14 protein-coding genes are annotated in these 15,611 nt (G+C 38.6%); 9 read left to right on the forward strand and 5 right to left on the reverse strand.

Annotation, left to right across the window (positions count from 1 at the left end; genetic code table 11):
- Positions 1-18: 18 nt before the first annotated feature.
- The 3 genes from GQR39_RS14925 to GQR39_RS14935 form a co-directional block, all read right to left on the reverse strand.
- Positions 19-414, reverse strand: a complete 396-nt coding sequence (locus tag GQR39_RS14925) for a YbaN family protein (protein ID WP_007580453.1) — start codon at positions 412-414, stop codon at positions 19-21.
- Between the two features lie 127 nt (positions 415-541).
- Positions 542-1,867, reverse strand: a complete 1,326-nt coding sequence (locus GQR39_RS14930) for a hypothetical protein (RefSeq protein ID WP_007580455.1) — start codon at positions 1,865-1,867, stop codon at positions 542-544.
- A 99-nt stretch (positions 1,868-1,966) separates the two neighbouring features.
- Positions 1,967-2,449: a MarR family transcriptional regulator gene (locus GQR39_RS14935; RefSeq protein ID WP_010554531.1), complete on the reverse strand. Its 483-nt coding sequence runs from the start codon at positions 2,447-2,449 to the stop codon at positions 1,967-1,969.
- 427 nt (positions 2,450-2,876) lie between these two features.
- Here GQR39_RS14935 and GQR39_RS14940 point away from each other — a divergent pair, with 427 nt between their 5' ends.
- From GQR39_RS14940 to GQR39_RS14955, 4 genes are all read left to right on the forward strand, one after another.
- On the forward strand, positions 2,877-3,725 hold the full coding sequence (locus tag GQR39_RS14940) for a D-hexose-6-phosphate mutarotase (RefSeq protein ID WP_007580460.1): 849 nt from the start codon (positions 2,877-2,879) through the stop codon (positions 3,723-3,725).
- Positions 3,726-3,761: 36 nt separating this feature from the next.
- Positions 3,762-4,295, forward strand: a complete 534-nt coding sequence (locus tag GQR39_RS14945; protein WP_101163834.1) for a PH domain-containing protein — start codon at positions 3,762-3,764, stop codon at positions 4,293-4,295.
- On the forward strand, positions 4,288-5,835 hold the full coding sequence (locus GQR39_RS14950) for a PH domain-containing protein (RefSeq protein WP_165736018.1): 1,548 nt from the start codon (positions 4,288-4,290) through the stop codon (positions 5,833-5,835). The genes GQR39_RS14945 and GQR39_RS14950 overlap by 8 nt, the downstream gene beginning before the upstream one ends.
- Positions 5,836-5,957: 122 nt before the next feature.
- On the forward strand, positions 5,958-8,774 hold the full coding sequence (locus GQR39_RS14955; RefSeq protein ID WP_165736019.1) for a PD40 domain-containing protein: 2,817 nt from the start codon (positions 5,958-5,960) through the stop codon (positions 8,772-8,774).
- A 16-nt stretch (positions 8,775-8,790) separates the two neighbouring features.
- Here the strand turns inward: GQR39_RS14955 and GQR39_RS14960 are convergent, their stop codons facing one another.
- Positions 8,791-9,951: a tetratricopeptide repeat protein gene (locus GQR39_RS14960; RefSeq protein WP_165736020.1), complete on the reverse strand. Its 1,161-nt coding sequence runs from the start codon at positions 9,949-9,951 to the stop codon at positions 8,791-8,793.
- Between the two features lie 49 nt (positions 9,952-10,000).
- Positions 10,001-11,134: a PepSY-associated TM helix domain-containing protein gene (locus tag GQR39_RS14965; protein WP_165736021.1), complete on the reverse strand. Its 1,134-nt coding sequence runs from the start codon at positions 11,132-11,134 to the stop codon at positions 10,001-10,003.
- Positions 11,135-11,424: 290 nt separating this feature from the next.
- Here GQR39_RS14965 and GQR39_RS14970 point away from each other — a divergent pair, with 290 nt between their 5' ends.
- The 5 genes from GQR39_RS14970 (at position 11,425) to GQR39_RS14990 (ending at position 15,610) form a co-directional block, all read left to right on the forward strand.
- Positions 11,425-12,039 (forward strand): PQ-loop repeat-containing protein, encoded by a 615-nt coding sequence (locus GQR39_RS14970; protein ID WP_165736050.1) that lies wholly within the window; start codon positions 11,425-11,427, stop codon positions 12,037-12,039.
- Positions 12,040-12,109: 70 nt separating this feature from the next.
- On the forward strand, positions 12,110-12,934 hold the full coding sequence (locus GQR39_RS14975) for a hypothetical protein (RefSeq protein WP_165736022.1): 825 nt from the start codon (positions 12,110-12,112) through the stop codon (positions 12,932-12,934).
- Entirely contained in the window at positions 12,931-13,404 is a 474-nt protein-coding gene (locus GQR39_RS14980) for a pilin (RefSeq protein ID WP_165736023.1), read from the forward strand. Before GQR39_RS14975 ends, GQR39_RS14980 begins: the two co-directional genes overlap by 4 nt.
- Before the next feature lie 19 nt (positions 13,405-13,423).
- On the forward strand, positions 13,424-14,212 hold the full coding sequence (locus tag GQR39_RS14985; protein WP_121953462.1) for a PhzF family phenazine biosynthesis protein: 789 nt from the start codon (positions 13,424-13,426) through the stop codon (positions 14,210-14,212).
- A 219-nt stretch (positions 14,213-14,431) separates the two neighbouring features.
- Positions 14,432-15,610 (forward strand): efflux RND transporter periplasmic adaptor subunit, encoded by a 1,179-nt coding sequence (locus GQR39_RS14990; protein WP_165736024.1) that lies wholly within the window; start codon positions 14,432-14,434, stop codon positions 15,608-15,610.
- The last annotated feature ends 1 nt before the right edge of the window (position 15,611 follow it).

Consider the following 15,611-nt stretch of genomic DNA (forward strand, 5'->3'; position numbering starts at 1 on the left):
CAGGTAAAAAATGAATATTTAATGCTTAGGGGGGCTGGAGGGTCTTAAAATAAGGTAAATCATTACCGATACTTCTATTACTGCAACGAGATAAATAACCCAAATAGGGGCGGCTGAATACAGTAAAAATATAAATCCAATTAACATGCCAATGGCGGCGTAGCATTTGGCTTTAACAGGCACTACTTTATGGGCTTGCCATTGCTGCAAAGTTACACCGTAACGAGGGTGGTTTAACAGCCATTGTTCAAGCGCGGGTGATGAGCGAGTAAAGCAGGTGAGCGCTAAAATAAAAAATATAGTGGTAGGCATGACCGGTAACACAATGCCAATAATACCCAAGGCTACAAGTATTAAGCCAAGCGCTTTAAACCATAAGTTTTTATAACAAATAAACACTGCTTTTATATTCACTTAGGCTCTTTTTAGGCGTGTTATGGTATCTCTAATTGTAGGCTAAATAGCTATTAATTCGAAGCTTAAAATCAATAAAAAAGGGCAAACTAAGTTTGCCCTTTTAAAAATAAATGCGGTTAACAGTTTAGAAGTAGTAACCAATATTTATGTTGAAGCGACGTTCTGTATCGCCATCACCAATAATTGTTCCGCCAATAAATGGCTGGTTACGTGCTTGAATAAAGTCGAAGTAACTAAAGAAACCACCTGCAGCAACACTCATACCCGTTACGTTCATCCATGTATCTGCGCTATCGTCAGACTTGTCATAAATAATGCCGTAATCGTTGTAAAATTGAATGTCGGTAACTGGGCCCCAATCAAGCGAGTAATTATAAGCAACGTTAAAGTTAGTCATAGTTGCTTCGCTAGATACAGTGTCATAATACGCATACGCACCAACAACAAAGCGGTCGCTGCTGTCGTCTAGATCGTAGTCGTATTCACCGTGTTGAAATTGGATATTCCAGTTGTTAATTGTGCTATCAACATGAAATGCCCATGCGCCGTAGTTACCTGCACGATCGTTACCGTCATGTAAGCCACCACTTAATAGTGATACACCCACATCGGTAGTTATATTTTTGCTGTGTTCAATTTGATACGTCGCACGCCCGGCAAACGTATTGTATTCACCTATGCGAGAGCCTGGTGCATCGTATGTACCTTCCTCTGCTGAACGACTACCAATAATGTCGTAAGAGTAACGATGGTTAATATCTGAAGAGCCACCGTCTATACCACCTAGCTCATCATTCTTGAAAAAGCCTAGGTCTAGTTTCCAGTTATCTTTAAGTTTACGTTTTACTACTACACCTAAATCAAAGTCGTCTTCTAGACCTACGTAATAATTAGTACTGAAAAAGTAGCTGTGTGAGTTGTATGGGCCATTACCAAAAGGCACGGGTGCAATACCTGCTTGTCCTTCCCAGCCATCTGCAAACTCGTAACCTAAGTAAGCATACTTAACAACGGTCATGTAATCGTAAAAACGTATTTCGCCGTTAAGTGAAATATCGTTAATTTCACCAGATACATTTATACGGAAAATATCAAAATCAAAATCGCCACCGCGATCTTGGGTATCTTCATCGTATGTGTTGGTGCTGTAATTAAAGCGTATTGCTCCACCAACTTTAATGCCTTCATCTTTTTTCTCAGGTTCAGCTGCGGCAACTTCAACTACTTTTTGATCAGATTTTTTACTGATGTTTGCAACTTGTTGTTCGTGCTGCTTATTAATTTGCTGTTGTTTTGTTTTTTCATCAGCTAACTTATTTTCAAGCAATTGCATTTGTTGCTTTAGCTGTTTAAGTTGGCTTTGTAGTGTGTCTAGATCATCAGACGCATAAGAAGTGCTTGTAACACCACCTAGGACTAGTGCTAGTGTTAATTTTGAGAGTTTAGTCATAATAGCCGCTCTGCTTGTGATTAAAAAATAAAAAATTCAAGACGTCAAAAAACGCCTTACGTTTAGAGTAAGTACAAAACTATGTATTTTTTTTATTGTTTATTCTTTAGGAGCTTGAGTAAGTGCACCAACTTCTAGAAGGGGCGATGCATCTAATTTATCTGCATCCATCATCGCGGCTACACGCTGCATTGATGAGAGTAAAAGGCTCTGTTCCCACTCAGCAAGCGCAGAAAACTTTTCAATAAAGTGTTCTTGCAGTGGCTGAGGTGCTTTATCAAGTAACTCTTTTCCTTTCTCGGTGAGGTATAAGCTCACTCTGCGTTTATCCATTTGACTGCGTACGCGTGTTACTAAGTTTCTGCTTTCTATTCTGTCGAGAATATTGGTGACCGTTGCTGGGCTTAAATTTACGTTTTGAGCAATACGGCTCGCCGTTATTCCATCGGTTTTTTTAACTTCTTGCATTATAAGCAATTGTGGGCCAGTTAAACCCGAAGTTTTATTTAGCTGCTTAGAATGTAAGTCAATCGCGCGGATCACTTTACGTAAAGAAACCAATAACTCGTCATATTTTTGCATTTGCTTATCTCATCGATGGGGCGGTAGTTTGCCGTAATCGCGAAATGTTACACATCAAATAAATTGAATTCAAACAATATATTGCACATTAGGCCGCTTTTGTTGGTTTTTAATAGTTAGAGCAGTAACTAATGTAAAATTATATTGTTTAAATTATAGTAAATTTTCTTAGCATCTTGTGTGCATTAAGTTGCGCACAGTACGTATGTTGTGAATAATTGGCAAGTCTTATTGTATAGACTTTAGTATTATTCATTTACAGCTGTTAGTACAAAGTAATTGTTTGTGAGTTTACTGTATATGTATTAATCGGCAATGAACAAATTCAGCAATCAATATTTAATATCAATAGCGTATACTTTAAGCATGCATTATTGTTTCTGCACAAATATTAAAAATCTTTAGTATCAGTATTATAGGGGAAGGTATGAAATTATCGCCATCAGTTAGCATTGAGCAAAGCGAAACCGGTCTTGAGTTTATTAAAATAGCTAGCTCAAAGTGCGATGCAAAAATATTTTTGCAAGGTGGGCAAATTACCGAGTTTATCCCTAAAAATAACAAGCCACTTATATGGGTATCACAAGACGAAACTTATCAAGAAGGGGCAAGTATTCGAGGTGGTATTCCTATTTGTTGGCCGTGGTTTGGTACACACGCTAATGATGGCTGGCCTGCCCATGGTTTTGCGCGCACAAGTGTGTGGCAAGCTGATGAAGTACACGAATCTGATGAGCAAATTACAGTTAGTTTAAAGCTACCCATGAAGCTTGTTAATACGACGTATTGGCCACATCAGTCAGCATTAAAAGTTGAGTTTGTATTAAGCGATAAATTACAGGTTCGCTTAACGACCGCTAACTTAGGGAGTGCGCCATTTAGCTTTACTCAAGCGCTACATACCTATTTTCCTACATCAGACATTACAAATACCCATGTAGATGGTTTGCAAGGCGCGCAATATATTGAGTTTAGTGAAGGGCCATTTGTACAAAATGATGTTGTAAGCTTTAATCGCGAAACCGATATGGTTTATACACAAGCAAGTACAGTGCAAACCATTAATACGCCAGAAGGTGTTATTAATGTGAGCCGCGAAAACTCAAGTTCGTGTGTACTGTGGAACCCATGGATAGAAAAATCAAAACGCTTATCTAACTTTGCTGATGATGAATATAAAACAATGCTCTGCTTAGAGGCTGCTAATGTACTGACAGATAAAGTAACGCTTGAGCCAAAACAAAGCCACACCTTAATAACCACCATTAGTTGGTAAGCTAGTCATAATTAAAAGCAGGAATAGGGACAAATAGTGTTTAACAATCAACAAATAATGGATTTACCAAAGCATAGTGATATTAGCTTTAAGCCATTGGCTGATAAAGCCTTATTACATACACAGCTTAGCTCGCTTCTGTTTTATATACCGCTAATTGGAGCGCTTATTGCTGTTTGTTATTTTAATGAAGCCTTTGCTAATAATGCACAAACGTATTTGCTAATTGGTATGCCTATTTTGGTGGCCGTATCTATGGCGTACAACATGATAAGTGTGAGGTTACGAGGTTTTGCAGTGCGAAATCATGACATTGCTTTTAAAAAAGGCGTTATTTGGCAACAAGTGACGGTATTACCTTTAGCGCGTGTACAGCATATGGAAATACACCAAGGGCCAATAGAGCGAAAGCTTAGCCTTGCGAGTATTAAATTATTTAGCGCTGGCGGTGTAAGTGCCGATTTACAAATTAGTGGGCTAACCCATGATGATTGTAAAAATATGCGCCAATTTGTACAAAACTACCGCCAAGACGACGCAACTACTCAGGCAGCTTTAGTCGATGAGTAATGCAACTATCGAAGATAAAGCGAGCCCTATTTACTGGCAAAAAGTATCGCCCTGGGCGCTTTTATACTTTGTTGTGCACTTTAGTGTGCGCTTTGTAAAAGATGGCCTTTTAAACTTACTGCCTATGCTTGTCGTGTTTGTTACTCAAGTAGAAAATAAGTTGCTTTGGGCGCAGGTTGCAGGTGGGATTGCGCTAATTTCGTTGCTTATTTACTCATTTTTATATTATTTAAATTTTAAGTTTTGTATTAGTAGCGACAACGAAATATTGCTTAACAAAGGTGTATTTAAAAAAGAGCGACTTACGCTTAAATTTGGCCGTGTGCAAAACGTTAATATTGCCGAACCATTTTATTTTACCCCTGTAAACTTAGTTAATTGTATTTTTGATGCTGCTGGCAGTGTGTCACAAGAAGTTGTCTTACCTGGCGTCACTAAAGATTACGCACAGCAAATGCGTAAACAAATATTTGATTTTAAAGCGCAGCAACAGCAAGAAGCACCAAATACTGAACAAAGCGAAACAGACACTATCGAAAACAGCCTAAGCATTAGCAATAAAGAAATAGCCAAATTTGGTTTAATGTCGAATATGGCCATTTTAGCAATCGCTGCTTTTGCCCCTTTTATAAACTTGATTATCGATTTTTTAGAGAAGCAAATTATTGCGAAAGTAGAAGGCTTTTACCAACAAGAGCTTGGTATGCTGGCAAGTGCTGCTACCTTTGCGATGATCACCTTAATTGTTTTGTTAGTTTTGGTGGCTGTAATGCTATCGGTGACTATGTCGCTTATTCGTTTTTATAACTTTGAGCTTTATTTTAAAGGTCAAAAATTTAAACGTATTGCTGGCTTGTTAGAGCGCCATCAGCTTTCTATGAGCATGGATAAAGTGCAATCTATTGTTATTAAGCAAAACCTAATGGGGCGATTACTAAAGCGATTTACCGTTGAGTGCTTGCAAGCAAGTAGCGGCGGGATAGCAGCCGGTGTTGCGGCTAAAAAAAATAAACAAACCTTAGTATTACCTGTATTAAATAGCGAACAAGTTGATAGTGTATGCCAGTGGATTTACCCGTGGTTTAATAGTAAAAAACTCGCTTTTAAGCGCGCAGAGCGAGCGCTTTTGTATAAAAATTTAGGCTTTTATTCACTGTTACCCAGTGCATTAGTGTTTTGCTTTTGTTTTATTGCTGATATTAATACTTTTATAAGCCTTGGTGTTTTGGTGGTGTTTTCTGGCTTGGTAACTTTGTCGTATCAGCGTTATGGTTATTACATGCATGAGGATAATGGCCGATTTTACATGGTTGTACGCAAAGGTATGATTGGCGTTCATTACCGTGTTTTTGAGCTTTATAAAGCGCAAAGTGCACGCAGTATAAGCACGTACTTAATGAGACAATCAGGCTTAAAAAGCCTGTATATACAACTTGCTTCAGGGTTTGCATTTATGCCCTACATAAAGCAGCAAGATGCTGACTTTATTATTGATTTTACAATTAAGCAGATTGAGTCAGATACTCGCAGCTGGATGTAAACTCCCCTAATAAAACATGTGTAAATACACATTTGCACATGCTTTATTACACTTTCTTACTGCCCATGAAAGACATTTAATAATACCCTAGATGGTATTAAGGAATTCTTTTAGGGACGCTCATGAAAAAAACACTTATCGCATCAGCTTTATTACTAGCAGCACCAAGCTTTGCAGCCGATTGGCAAACTATTCATACTGAACATTTCAACATTCACTACAGTGTTGAGCATGCTGATTTTGCTAAATCAACTGCAACAGAGCTTGAAATAGTACGCACCAAAGTGCTTGAGCAGCAAAACAGAGCACTTGATAAAACAGTTGATGTAGTGGTGTTTGATCCCCTAAATGCAGCAAACGGCTTTGCGCTACCTACCTCAAGTAACCCTGTAATGGCACTTTTTACAACCCCACCACAATCCGACACAGTTATATCAAACAGCTCTGGCTGGCAGCAGTTGCTTGTGTTGCATGAATATATTCACTTAGTGCACTTAGCACAGCCTACACGCAATGACTGGCAGCAGAAAGTACGTGGTATATGGGATTTATACGACTTAACCTACAGTGATACGCCGCGCTGGGTAGCCGAAGGTTATGCCACATTGATTGAGTCTAAAATGACGGGTCGTGGACGTTTGTTTGATAACTACTCAGAGTCAATACTGCGAGAATTTGCTCAACAGGGCGCACTGCCAACCTATGGGCAGTTAAATGGCGAGCAGGGCTTTATGGGCGGCTCAATGGCGTATTTAATGGGTAGTCGCTTTTTAAATTGGTTAGAGAAAAACTATTCAGAACAAACACTCGATAGTGTTTGGACGCGAATGCAAGGCGTAAAAACGCGGAATTTTGATGAGGCATTTAGCGGTGTGTTTGGGCAAAGTGCAGCCAAGCTATATCGCCGATTTATAGCTGAATATACCTATAAAGCAATGCAAATAGAGCAAGGGGAGCCGTTACTTAATAGTGAACTTTGGCTTGAGCTTAACTTATATGCAAGTAACCCAGTACTTTCAAAAGATGGTAGTAAAATTGCGATTGTTGAGCGAGATAAAGAGAGTAATACCAAGCTTATAATTTATAGCACTGATGACAACATTAAAGCGCAAGAAGAGTTTACTAAAGCGCAAAAAGAGCTACTCGAAAACGATGCACAAGACATTCCCGATACAGCGCCAAGTGTATTTAAGCGCGAACAAAAACAAGTGCTTAATCAAATTAACCGAGCCGGTATTGCAAATCCTCAATGGGTAAATAGCACAACGTTGTATTTCAATGCGTACAGCAATGAAGAGTCGGGTATTTATAACAAAGTGTCTGACATATTTAGCTATAACACTGACACTGGAAATATTACACAACTTACCGAACTTGCTGGTATACGTCGTTTTAACGTAACCAGTAACGGCGAAACCTTGTATGGCGAGCAAATAAGGGATGGCTACTCTGAATTAGTAAAGGTTGATCTAAATACGCAAACCATCACACCATTATTTACAAAAAGCCTTGAGACAACTTACGATTACCCAATACTCAGTCCTGACGAAACTAAATTAGCTTATTTATCAACATCATTAAATGAAAATTGGCAATTGTATATACAAGGCATAAACGGCGAACAACAGCTATCAGTACCTATGCCAAACGGGTATCAATATTTAAGTCAGCCAAGCTTTAGTCATAATGGCGAGTCACTTTACTTTGTTGCAGGTTTAAATAGCGCCACCGATATTTATAACTACAACATAGAGAGTAAAACACTCACCAAGTTAACCCAAGGGCAAGAGGCCGTTGCCCACCCAATTGAAATGGCTGATGGCTCGTTACTCTATTTTTCGATAACTGCAGATGGGCCAAATGTAAAAACACTGCCAAAAGCTATAAAAAGCACTGTAGTTACTGAGTTTGCAGCTAACAAAAAAGCACCGCTGCTAATAGTAAACGAACATACACTTCCAAAAGCTAAAATATATAAGCACGAAACTACAGAGCAAACAAATTACAACGTGCTCGACCAGCACGCTACTTTCGCGATTGGCTCTCAGTATTATTCGGCTTCTACCAGTTTGTTAGATTTAAGCATTAAAAGTAGCGACTTATTAAAGCAGCTCGACTTACAAGCGGGTTATAGCACTGATTTACACGATGGGGCATTGCACGGTGGTTATGTGCAGGCAAAATATAATGCGCTTGATGTAAAACTGAAACTTGCACTGTTTGACTACAATTTAGATACATCGCGCCAGTCTCAGCAAAGTCTAAGTGCAGACATGGATGCCCGTGGTGGTTTTGCCGCAATAAGTTACCCAGTTAAATTTGGGCAGTTAAGTTTAACGCCAGAGCTTGCCTACAATTACACTGATTATAAGCAAAGCCATAAAAATTGGACGCGTTTAGGCGTTGCTCAAAATTGGCAATATGATCGTCAAGACTTTGCAATAGGCCAAAGTATTTATGCGAGTTGGTACGATGGCAGTACCAAGAATAATAATTGGCAAGGTTACGATTTAGCCGCCAAACTTTTTGGTAAAGCGTTTGGTATTCCTCTTTATGCAAACTTTTCTCAAAAGCAACGTGACGACAGGAGCCTTGCATTAGGTGGCTTTAGCTCAAATCTTATTAATCAGCAGCAAAATAGTGAATATGTACTTTCATCTGAGCTGCCTTTTTACAGTGCAACTGCAAAGCGCTATCAAGGCTACGGTGGCGGCTTTAGCTTTAAAGAAGGCATGCCGTGGCTTTATTATAAGCAACATCAACTCGACGACACCGTATACGCACAAAGCTACGGCTTAAAATACCAAGGAGACTTTAGTTTTGGAATGGGGCCAGCAGGTGTAAACGATTTAACGTTTAATATGGGACTGTCGCGAGTAGAAGGCGACAGTTTTGAAGATGAAATGCGTGCTTGGCTGAGCTTTTATTATTCGTTATAAATATTAATTGGCTAAGTTACTTATCCATCTGCAAGGATAGTAACTTAGCTTGATATACATCGAGTTTTTGATTATCACGTTCTAGTTCAATTGCTTTCTCAAGTAAGGTTTGTGTTTGTTTAATATTACCTTGTTGATAGCGAACTTTTGCGAGTTCCAAGTATAACTCAGCAATGTAAGGCGCTTTAGTAATAGCTTGCTCAAGGTGTGCTTTAGCCTGATGAGCATGGCCAGCTTGTAAGTTGTTTTTAGCGATCACTAGTAATTCGTATGGGTCTTTTTCTTTATTAACTAATTGTGAGGTGAGCTCTTTAACAAGCTCTTTGTCGCCTAACTTTTTAGCTAAAAGCTGATAGTTGCTGATTAAATTAATGCTTATTTCGTTATTACTAAGTGCTGTTTGATAGATGTTTTTAGCGCTTTGTAAATCACCAGCCCGACGATGCAAAACGCCCGCTATATTAAATAATTCAGGATCATTGGGAGTGTATTTGTTTGCTTGTAAAATAAGTGAGTAAGCAATATCCAGCTGTTTGTCTGCTAGCGCTGTTGCAGCTAAATTACTGTAAAACTTAGAAACTAAATCGTTATAGTCTGCGCTGCTTGAATAAAAACTGCGACGGGTAGGGAAGTAATCAATTAAGGTTCCCGCTCTGAAAAACTCAATTATATTATCATCTTTTTTCTCTACTTTTGGAGCATATACTTTTGTTCTAAAGTGATTAGCGACATAAACAACATTATTTTCTTTTGCGTATATGGGCTTACTTGTAACTTCTTGAAAGCTTGTTTCTAACCCAAGAGCTTGTGCGTAGCTTTGCGTTAAAATGGCTAAACTAATGCAATTACCTTGCGAACGCTTTAAGGTTTGAGCTGAAGTAAGTGTATCGCCATGGTATTTAAAGTTAGCTAAGTGGCTTTCGAGGTAGTTGTAAATTATGCGGTCATCACGGATTTGGGATAGCTTTTGGTTTTCGGCGTAAGCTAAAAACATTTCTTTTTCAGCATCCGGTAACTCAAAAATACTGTGCTCAGAAGGTGTGTCGAGTTTATTAAACAAAGAATGGTTTAATAGTTGTTCAAGTCCTACTTGTTGTTCTACTTGCTGAACCTTGGTTGTGTTACATCCAACTAAATATAAAAAAGTAATACAGACTGCTATTTTATAAAACATCATAAACCCACTCCATTGTTAAATTTTACATTACAATGTGGTGGGTTTTTAATCAAGCACTTGCTGTACTGCGTTTACTTGAGCGATTTTTTTGTGATTTTTTTTTACGTTTTCGGCGAGTAAACCATAAGTAAAAACCAGTACCTGCTAGCCACACTGGGCTTAAACCAATTACGCACCACAGTATTTTACTTATTAGCCCTGCAAAGTAGCCAAAATGAAGTTTTCTAAAACTATCAATTACCTGCCAGCCAACGCCTACTTCGCGAATATCCCAGTTAGCTATGTGCTCGCCTGTTAGCTTGTTATAGCTAACCGTATTGGCATACTCACTAGCAAGTGGGTTGGCGGTATCGACTTCGCCGAATAAGGTAATGTTTTCGTCAGGCTCGAGTGGCATAACTAAAAACGTACCGTTAAAAGTGGGGATTTGCTTTTTACTGTCATCAAGTATGCGTTGAAACAAAATATCGCTACTGTGTAGGTTTTTGGTTAGTACAAAGTGCTCTTCATCTGCGTGTTCAATAACTTCGTGATACCACACCGCCCAGTTAAAGTAGCCACCTGTGATAGCTAAAATAATAATGATGGGAGATCCTATAACCCCCGTCATTTTATGAATGTCGCTAAGTACAATTTGCAGTGTTGCACGCCAGCGCACACTAAATAGACGCTGCCAAAATTTACGATAAATAATAAGCCCAGTAATACCTAATACCAATAAAAACAGAGCAAAAAAGAAGCCTAGTACAGTGCCTGTTTGCCCTGGCCGGTTTTTAAAGTCGTTCAGTAAAAAAGTGTAATGTAGTTCTAAAAACCAATCGGTAAAATAATGGCTGGTACCAACAGGTTCAGACAAAATGTCACCCGTATACTGGTTTAAATGAAACTTATACCATTGCTCTGTGCCGCGCTTGACTAAGTAAACCCGATCAGCTGTATCATTGTTAAATATTTCCCAACTACCTACTACATATTCAGGGTAAGCATGCTCTGTTTTGGCAATTAACGTGTCGATTGGCATGCGCTCTGGCAGTGCATTTACAACAAAGTGGCTGCTTGGCATAAGTAAGCCATCTATTTCACTTTTAAAAACTAATACGCTCCCTGTAATACTAATAACAATCAATGGAATGATAGCTATTAGAGCGATCCAACTGTGAATTTTAAAAAGAGTTTTTCTCATAGGTAGTTTTATATACAGCAATTAATGACTTGCGCATGATAACAACTATCATTTTTATTTAATAGTTTGGTGGTGAGGCTTTCTATTAAACCGGTAAACTGTGAACTTAATTCTACGGTTTTTGTATACCTAGCTTGCCAGTACCTAAAACAAGAATGTCTTATTTAGTTGAGTTAAATTTACGCGGCTCTACAATGCCGCGCTCATAGTAAAAGCCTTTTAAAACAAATGTTTATTAAATGTTTTTATTTCCGTGTTTAATTAACATTTATGTAACGAGCGAGGTTGCTTTGGCGCATTATTTGCCTATATTGTCTTCATTTATTTTGGTTTTTAGTTTTTTACCATTACTAAACAAAATTCGAAAAAATCGTAGTGTCTCAGGTTTATCACTATTGATGATGACATTTGGGTTAGCACAAAGCCTTTATTTTATAACCTACAATATTTACTTTGAGCGCTATTATATTGCGTTACCATTTATTGTAACCGGTGCGTTAAGCGGACTTATTTTGTATTTTTTTGTACGTTATAACGCAGCTAAACGAGAACGGGTACAGTTGTTTACTATGCTAGGTTTTTCGTTACTGCCCTTTTCACTACTTTTGAATTCAAGCCTCGATACTGCAACGGTATTAAGCGCTTTAACGTATGTTGGCCTTGTGATGAGTTCGGTACGTGTTATGCCGCAAACTTATAAAACATTGCGTACGGGTAATGTAAGTAATTTAAGCGCGCGCTATTTTAGCTTGCAGTTTATTGCTGGTATTTGCGGCTTAGTTGTTGAGCTTACAACAGCGGCTCCAAGCACGGCGCACTTACTTATGTTTATTATGCTGTTGCTTACCAATGCTGTGCAATTTGGTTGTATGCAATATTATAGGATGCGGCCTGTAATGGCTTAAAAACAAGCTACTTAAGTTCCTATTTAGCCTAATTTATGGCAAATTACTTTATCTAATAAAAGGATAAAGTATGAATTGGAATCAGTTTGGCTATATTTGCCGTGTTAATAGCTCTAAAACACTAAGTACAGAGCAAAAAGATGAGCTGAGTACACAGCCCCATTTAAATATGTATGCCAATAGCGGGTCGCATAGTAAATTAGCGCATAATCTGGTGACGCAAATTGCATCTCAAGATGAGGCAACATCGCAAAAGCAAGCTACGTATTATCAATGTTTACCGGAATTAGTTAACGAATTTAAGTTTGAGCACAAGGGCTGGCTTAGTTACTTAACCATTGTATTTGTTATTTATGTTTTATCCTCTTTGTTGTATCAGTCTTTTGTTGTGCCTACTTTTGTTGAGATATATAGCAAGCATACTGTTTCTTTAAATCATGTATTTGATGATTATTTTACGTACTGGTATGTGCCAATTATTTTACTCGTTTTATTGCTGAGTGTTATTTTTACCGTTATTTTAAAGCTAAAAAATGTAAGTGCTCTCACAGAGCTAAAGCCTTTTTCGGGTTTATTTAAATTTCTTATTCCTCGTCAATTAATTAATGAGCATAACTCTTTAATTACCACGCTATTATTTCCAAGTAATCATAAAAAGGGTGTTAAAGCCTCTACACCTCAAACCCAGCACTTAGCTCAATGCGAGCTGCTAGGTTTAGAAACCCAAGAAGAATTTAAAGCGTTATTAAAGCAGCAGCTAAAGTTACTTAATACACATATTAAAAGCTTTATAAGTAAGCTCGTTATTGTTTATGGTTTGGTCATTGTTGTGTCTATTTGCTTATTTGTGAGAGCGGCTTATCAACCACTATTTATGCTAGGAGAAGTGCTATGAGAACAAAAGGATTTACGTTAATAGAGTTGATGGTGGTGGTGTCCATTATTGGTATTTTAGCTGCGGTTGCGCTACCTCAATACAGTAAGTATATACAACGAGCAGAACTTGTTGACCCACTTGCAATGGCAGCTGCCATTAGAGAAGACGTTACGGTTTATTATCTTGAAAACAGGCGTTTTCCAGCAAGTAATGAACAAGTAGGTGTGCCTGCAAGTAAATTTTTGATTGGCAATCGAGTAACAGGTATTACAGTTGATAATGGTGCTATTCATATTAGCTTGGGTAATAAAGCTTCACAGCTTTTGCAAAATACAGTTTTAACATTCAGACCCGCAGTTGTAACGGGAAGCCCTACAAGCCCGATTGCGTGGTTATGTGGGTTTGACGAACCGGTAACTGGCATGCAAGCGGTTGGCGAAAATAAAACAACAGTACCAAAAGAAATTTTACCTTCAGCGTGTATATAAAATAGTTTAGGGGATTAAAGTGCAATTAGCTATTCATCAAATTGATGCGTTTACGAATGAGTTATTTAAAGGTAACTATGCAGCAGTGATCCCACTAGAATCGTGGTTAAGTGACGATTTAATGCTAAAGATTGGCGCTGAGAATAACGTATCTGAAACTGCTTTTACCTGCCTGCAAGACGATGGCAGTTTTGTTATTCGTTGGTTTTCGCCGTTAATGGAAATCGATTTTTGTGGTCACGCCACACTTGCGGCTGCCTATGTTTTATGTGAAGAGCATAACATATCGCAAATTCGCTTTATTGCTGATGCGGTGGGCGAGCTAATCGTTAATAAAAACGCTGATGGCAGCTTTGCAATGACCTTTCCAAAACAAGCACCGGTTGAAGTGCAAAATGTGCCTCAGCAACTGCTTGATGGCCTGTCTATGCAACCGAGTAAAGTGCTTAAAAATCGCCAAGCCTACTTTGTTATTTATGAAAACGCCGATCAAATACTTGAATTAAAAACTAGCTCAGAGCTTTTAAAAACGCTTTATCCACTTGATGTAGTGGCCACTGCTGCAAGTGCTGAATATGATTTTATATCTCGTTATTTTTGGCCTGCAAGCGGTGGCGACGAAGATTATGTAACAGGCTCTATTCATACTGGCTTGGCACCTTACTGGGCGCAGCAATTGGGTAAAACTACGTTAAGCGCTTATCAGGCTTCAAGCAGAGGCGGGTATTTACTATGTGAAGTGGGTGATACAACCGTCACCTTAACGGGGCATGCTGTAAGGTATTTAAAAGGCACTATTTATATTTAATTAGGAGCTTTATATTTGACAAGGAACAAGGTTTAATTATTCATTTCAAAATCATACCAACTGCTTGTTTTTTATTATTATACTAGTCGTTTTTTTAAGCTACTTCCTTTATTTTATCTATTAATATACGCATTTGTAACAGTTGCTTACAAATGTCACCTTAATGTTTCATAAGGCTCTGGTATTATGACGTTAATAGAATTTTGGGGATAATAGGATATGCAAACAAATTCACTTAGATGGGTTTTTCCATTTGTAGCGCTAATTGTTGGTGTTGTTGGCTTTATGGGAATAAATGCCATTGCACAAGAGCCAGAAAAAAAAGAAGTAATTGATACTCGTCCAACAGTGGAAGTTGAGCCAGTGGCTGCAAACGATCATCAAGTTATTATTAATAGCTACGGTGAAGTAAAGCCTCTTGAAAGTACACAGCTTTCAGCGCAGGTGTCGGGTGAAGTGTTAAGTTGGCATCCTAATTTTGTAGCCGGCGGCATCGTTGCTCGCGGTGAAACGTTATTCACTATCGAAAAAGACAACTACGAAGCAGCAGTACTTGTTGCAGAGGCAGAAATTGCTCGTGCACAAGCAGGCTTGATTGAAGAGCAGGCCCAAGCTCAAGTGGCCGCAGATGAAGCAAAGCGTTTTCCAAGTAAAGCGCGTACCGACTTATTTTTACGTAAGCCTCAAGTGTTAAGTGCGCAGGCATCTGTAAAGTCGGCGCAAGCTGCATTAAAACGTGCACAACGTGACTTAGATAATTGTGAAGTAACAGCCCCTTACGATGCATTGGTTATTAGCCGAAATGTAGGTGTTGGTCAATTTGTCACTATGGGTTCGCAAGTTGCTGAGCTCAATAATATTGAAACTGCTGAAGTGATTATTCCTATAGCAGGGTTCGATAGCGTTTTTTTACCAGAGCGTATTAAAGGCATTACCGCGACGATTATTCAAAAGGGCCTAAACAGCTTCACCCGTGAAGGTGTAATTGACCGCGACCTAGGGATTGTTGATAACGCTACGCGTATGAGCAGTCTAGTAGTGCGTATAGAAGACCCATACGGTCTTAAAAACATACAACCAGCCATTAAGTTTGGCAGCTACGTACAGGTGAATTTTGCAGGTGCAATGCTTAATAATATTTACCGTTTACCGCAAGCTTTGGTTAACAACCAAACTGTGTGGGTAGTAAACGAAAATCAAGAACTAGAGCCTCGCAAAGTAACGGTTATTCGAGAAGAGGGTGAGTATTTTTATATTAGCAGTGGTTTAAATGCCGATGACAAACTCGTTATTACTTTACCTGAATACCCGCAAAAAGGAATGCAGGTTAAAATTGCAGGTGTAGCTGCAAAACCTGAAAGCTCAGAAACGAGCACTTCAAACACGCAACAGCTGTAGG

Origin of the sequence: Pseudoalteromonas sp. C8 (genome assembly GCF_011378685.1) — a bacterium.
Lineage (GTDB): Bacteria > Pseudomonadota > Gammaproteobacteria > Enterobacterales > Alteromonadaceae > Pseudoalteromonas > Pseudoalteromonas arctica.

Coding starts and splice junctions, on each gene's coding strand:
- GQR39_RS14930 (WP_007580455.1), bottom strand. CDS start 1,867: ATGACTAAACTCTCAAAATTAACACTAGCACTAGTCCTAGGTGGTGTT.
- GQR39_RS14935 (WP_010554531.1), bottom strand. CDS start 2,449: ATGCAAAAATATGACGAGTTATTGGTTTCTTTACGTAAAGTGATCCGC.
- GQR39_RS14940 (WP_007580460.1), top strand. CDS start 2,877: ATGAAATTATCGCCATCAGTTAGCATTGAGCAAAGCGAAACCGGTCTT.
- GQR39_RS14950 (WP_165736018.1), top strand. CDS start 4,288: ATGAGTAATGCAACTATCGAAGATAAAGCGAGCCCTATTTACTGGCAA.
- GQR39_RS14955 (WP_165736019.1), top strand. CDS start 5,958: ATGAAAAAAACACTTATCGCATCAGCTTTATTACTAGCAGCACCAAGC.
- GQR39_RS14960 (WP_165736020.1), bottom strand. CDS start 9,951: ATGATGTTTTATAAAATAGCAGTCTGTATTACTTTTTTATATTTAGTT.
- GQR39_RS14965 (WP_165736021.1), bottom strand. CDS start 11,134: ATGAGAAAAACTCTTTTTAAAATTCACAGTTGGATCGCTCTAATAGCT.
- GQR39_RS14975 (WP_165736022.1), top strand. CDS start 12,110: ATGAATTGGAATCAGTTTGGCTATATTTGCCGTGTTAATAGCTCTAAA.
- GQR39_RS14980 (WP_165736023.1), top strand. CDS start 12,931: ATGAGAACAAAAGGATTTACGTTAATAGAGTTGATGGTGGTGGTGTCC.
- GQR39_RS14990 (WP_165736024.1), top strand. CDS start 14,432: ATGCAAACAAATTCACTTAGATGGGTTTTTCCATTTGTAGCGCTAATT.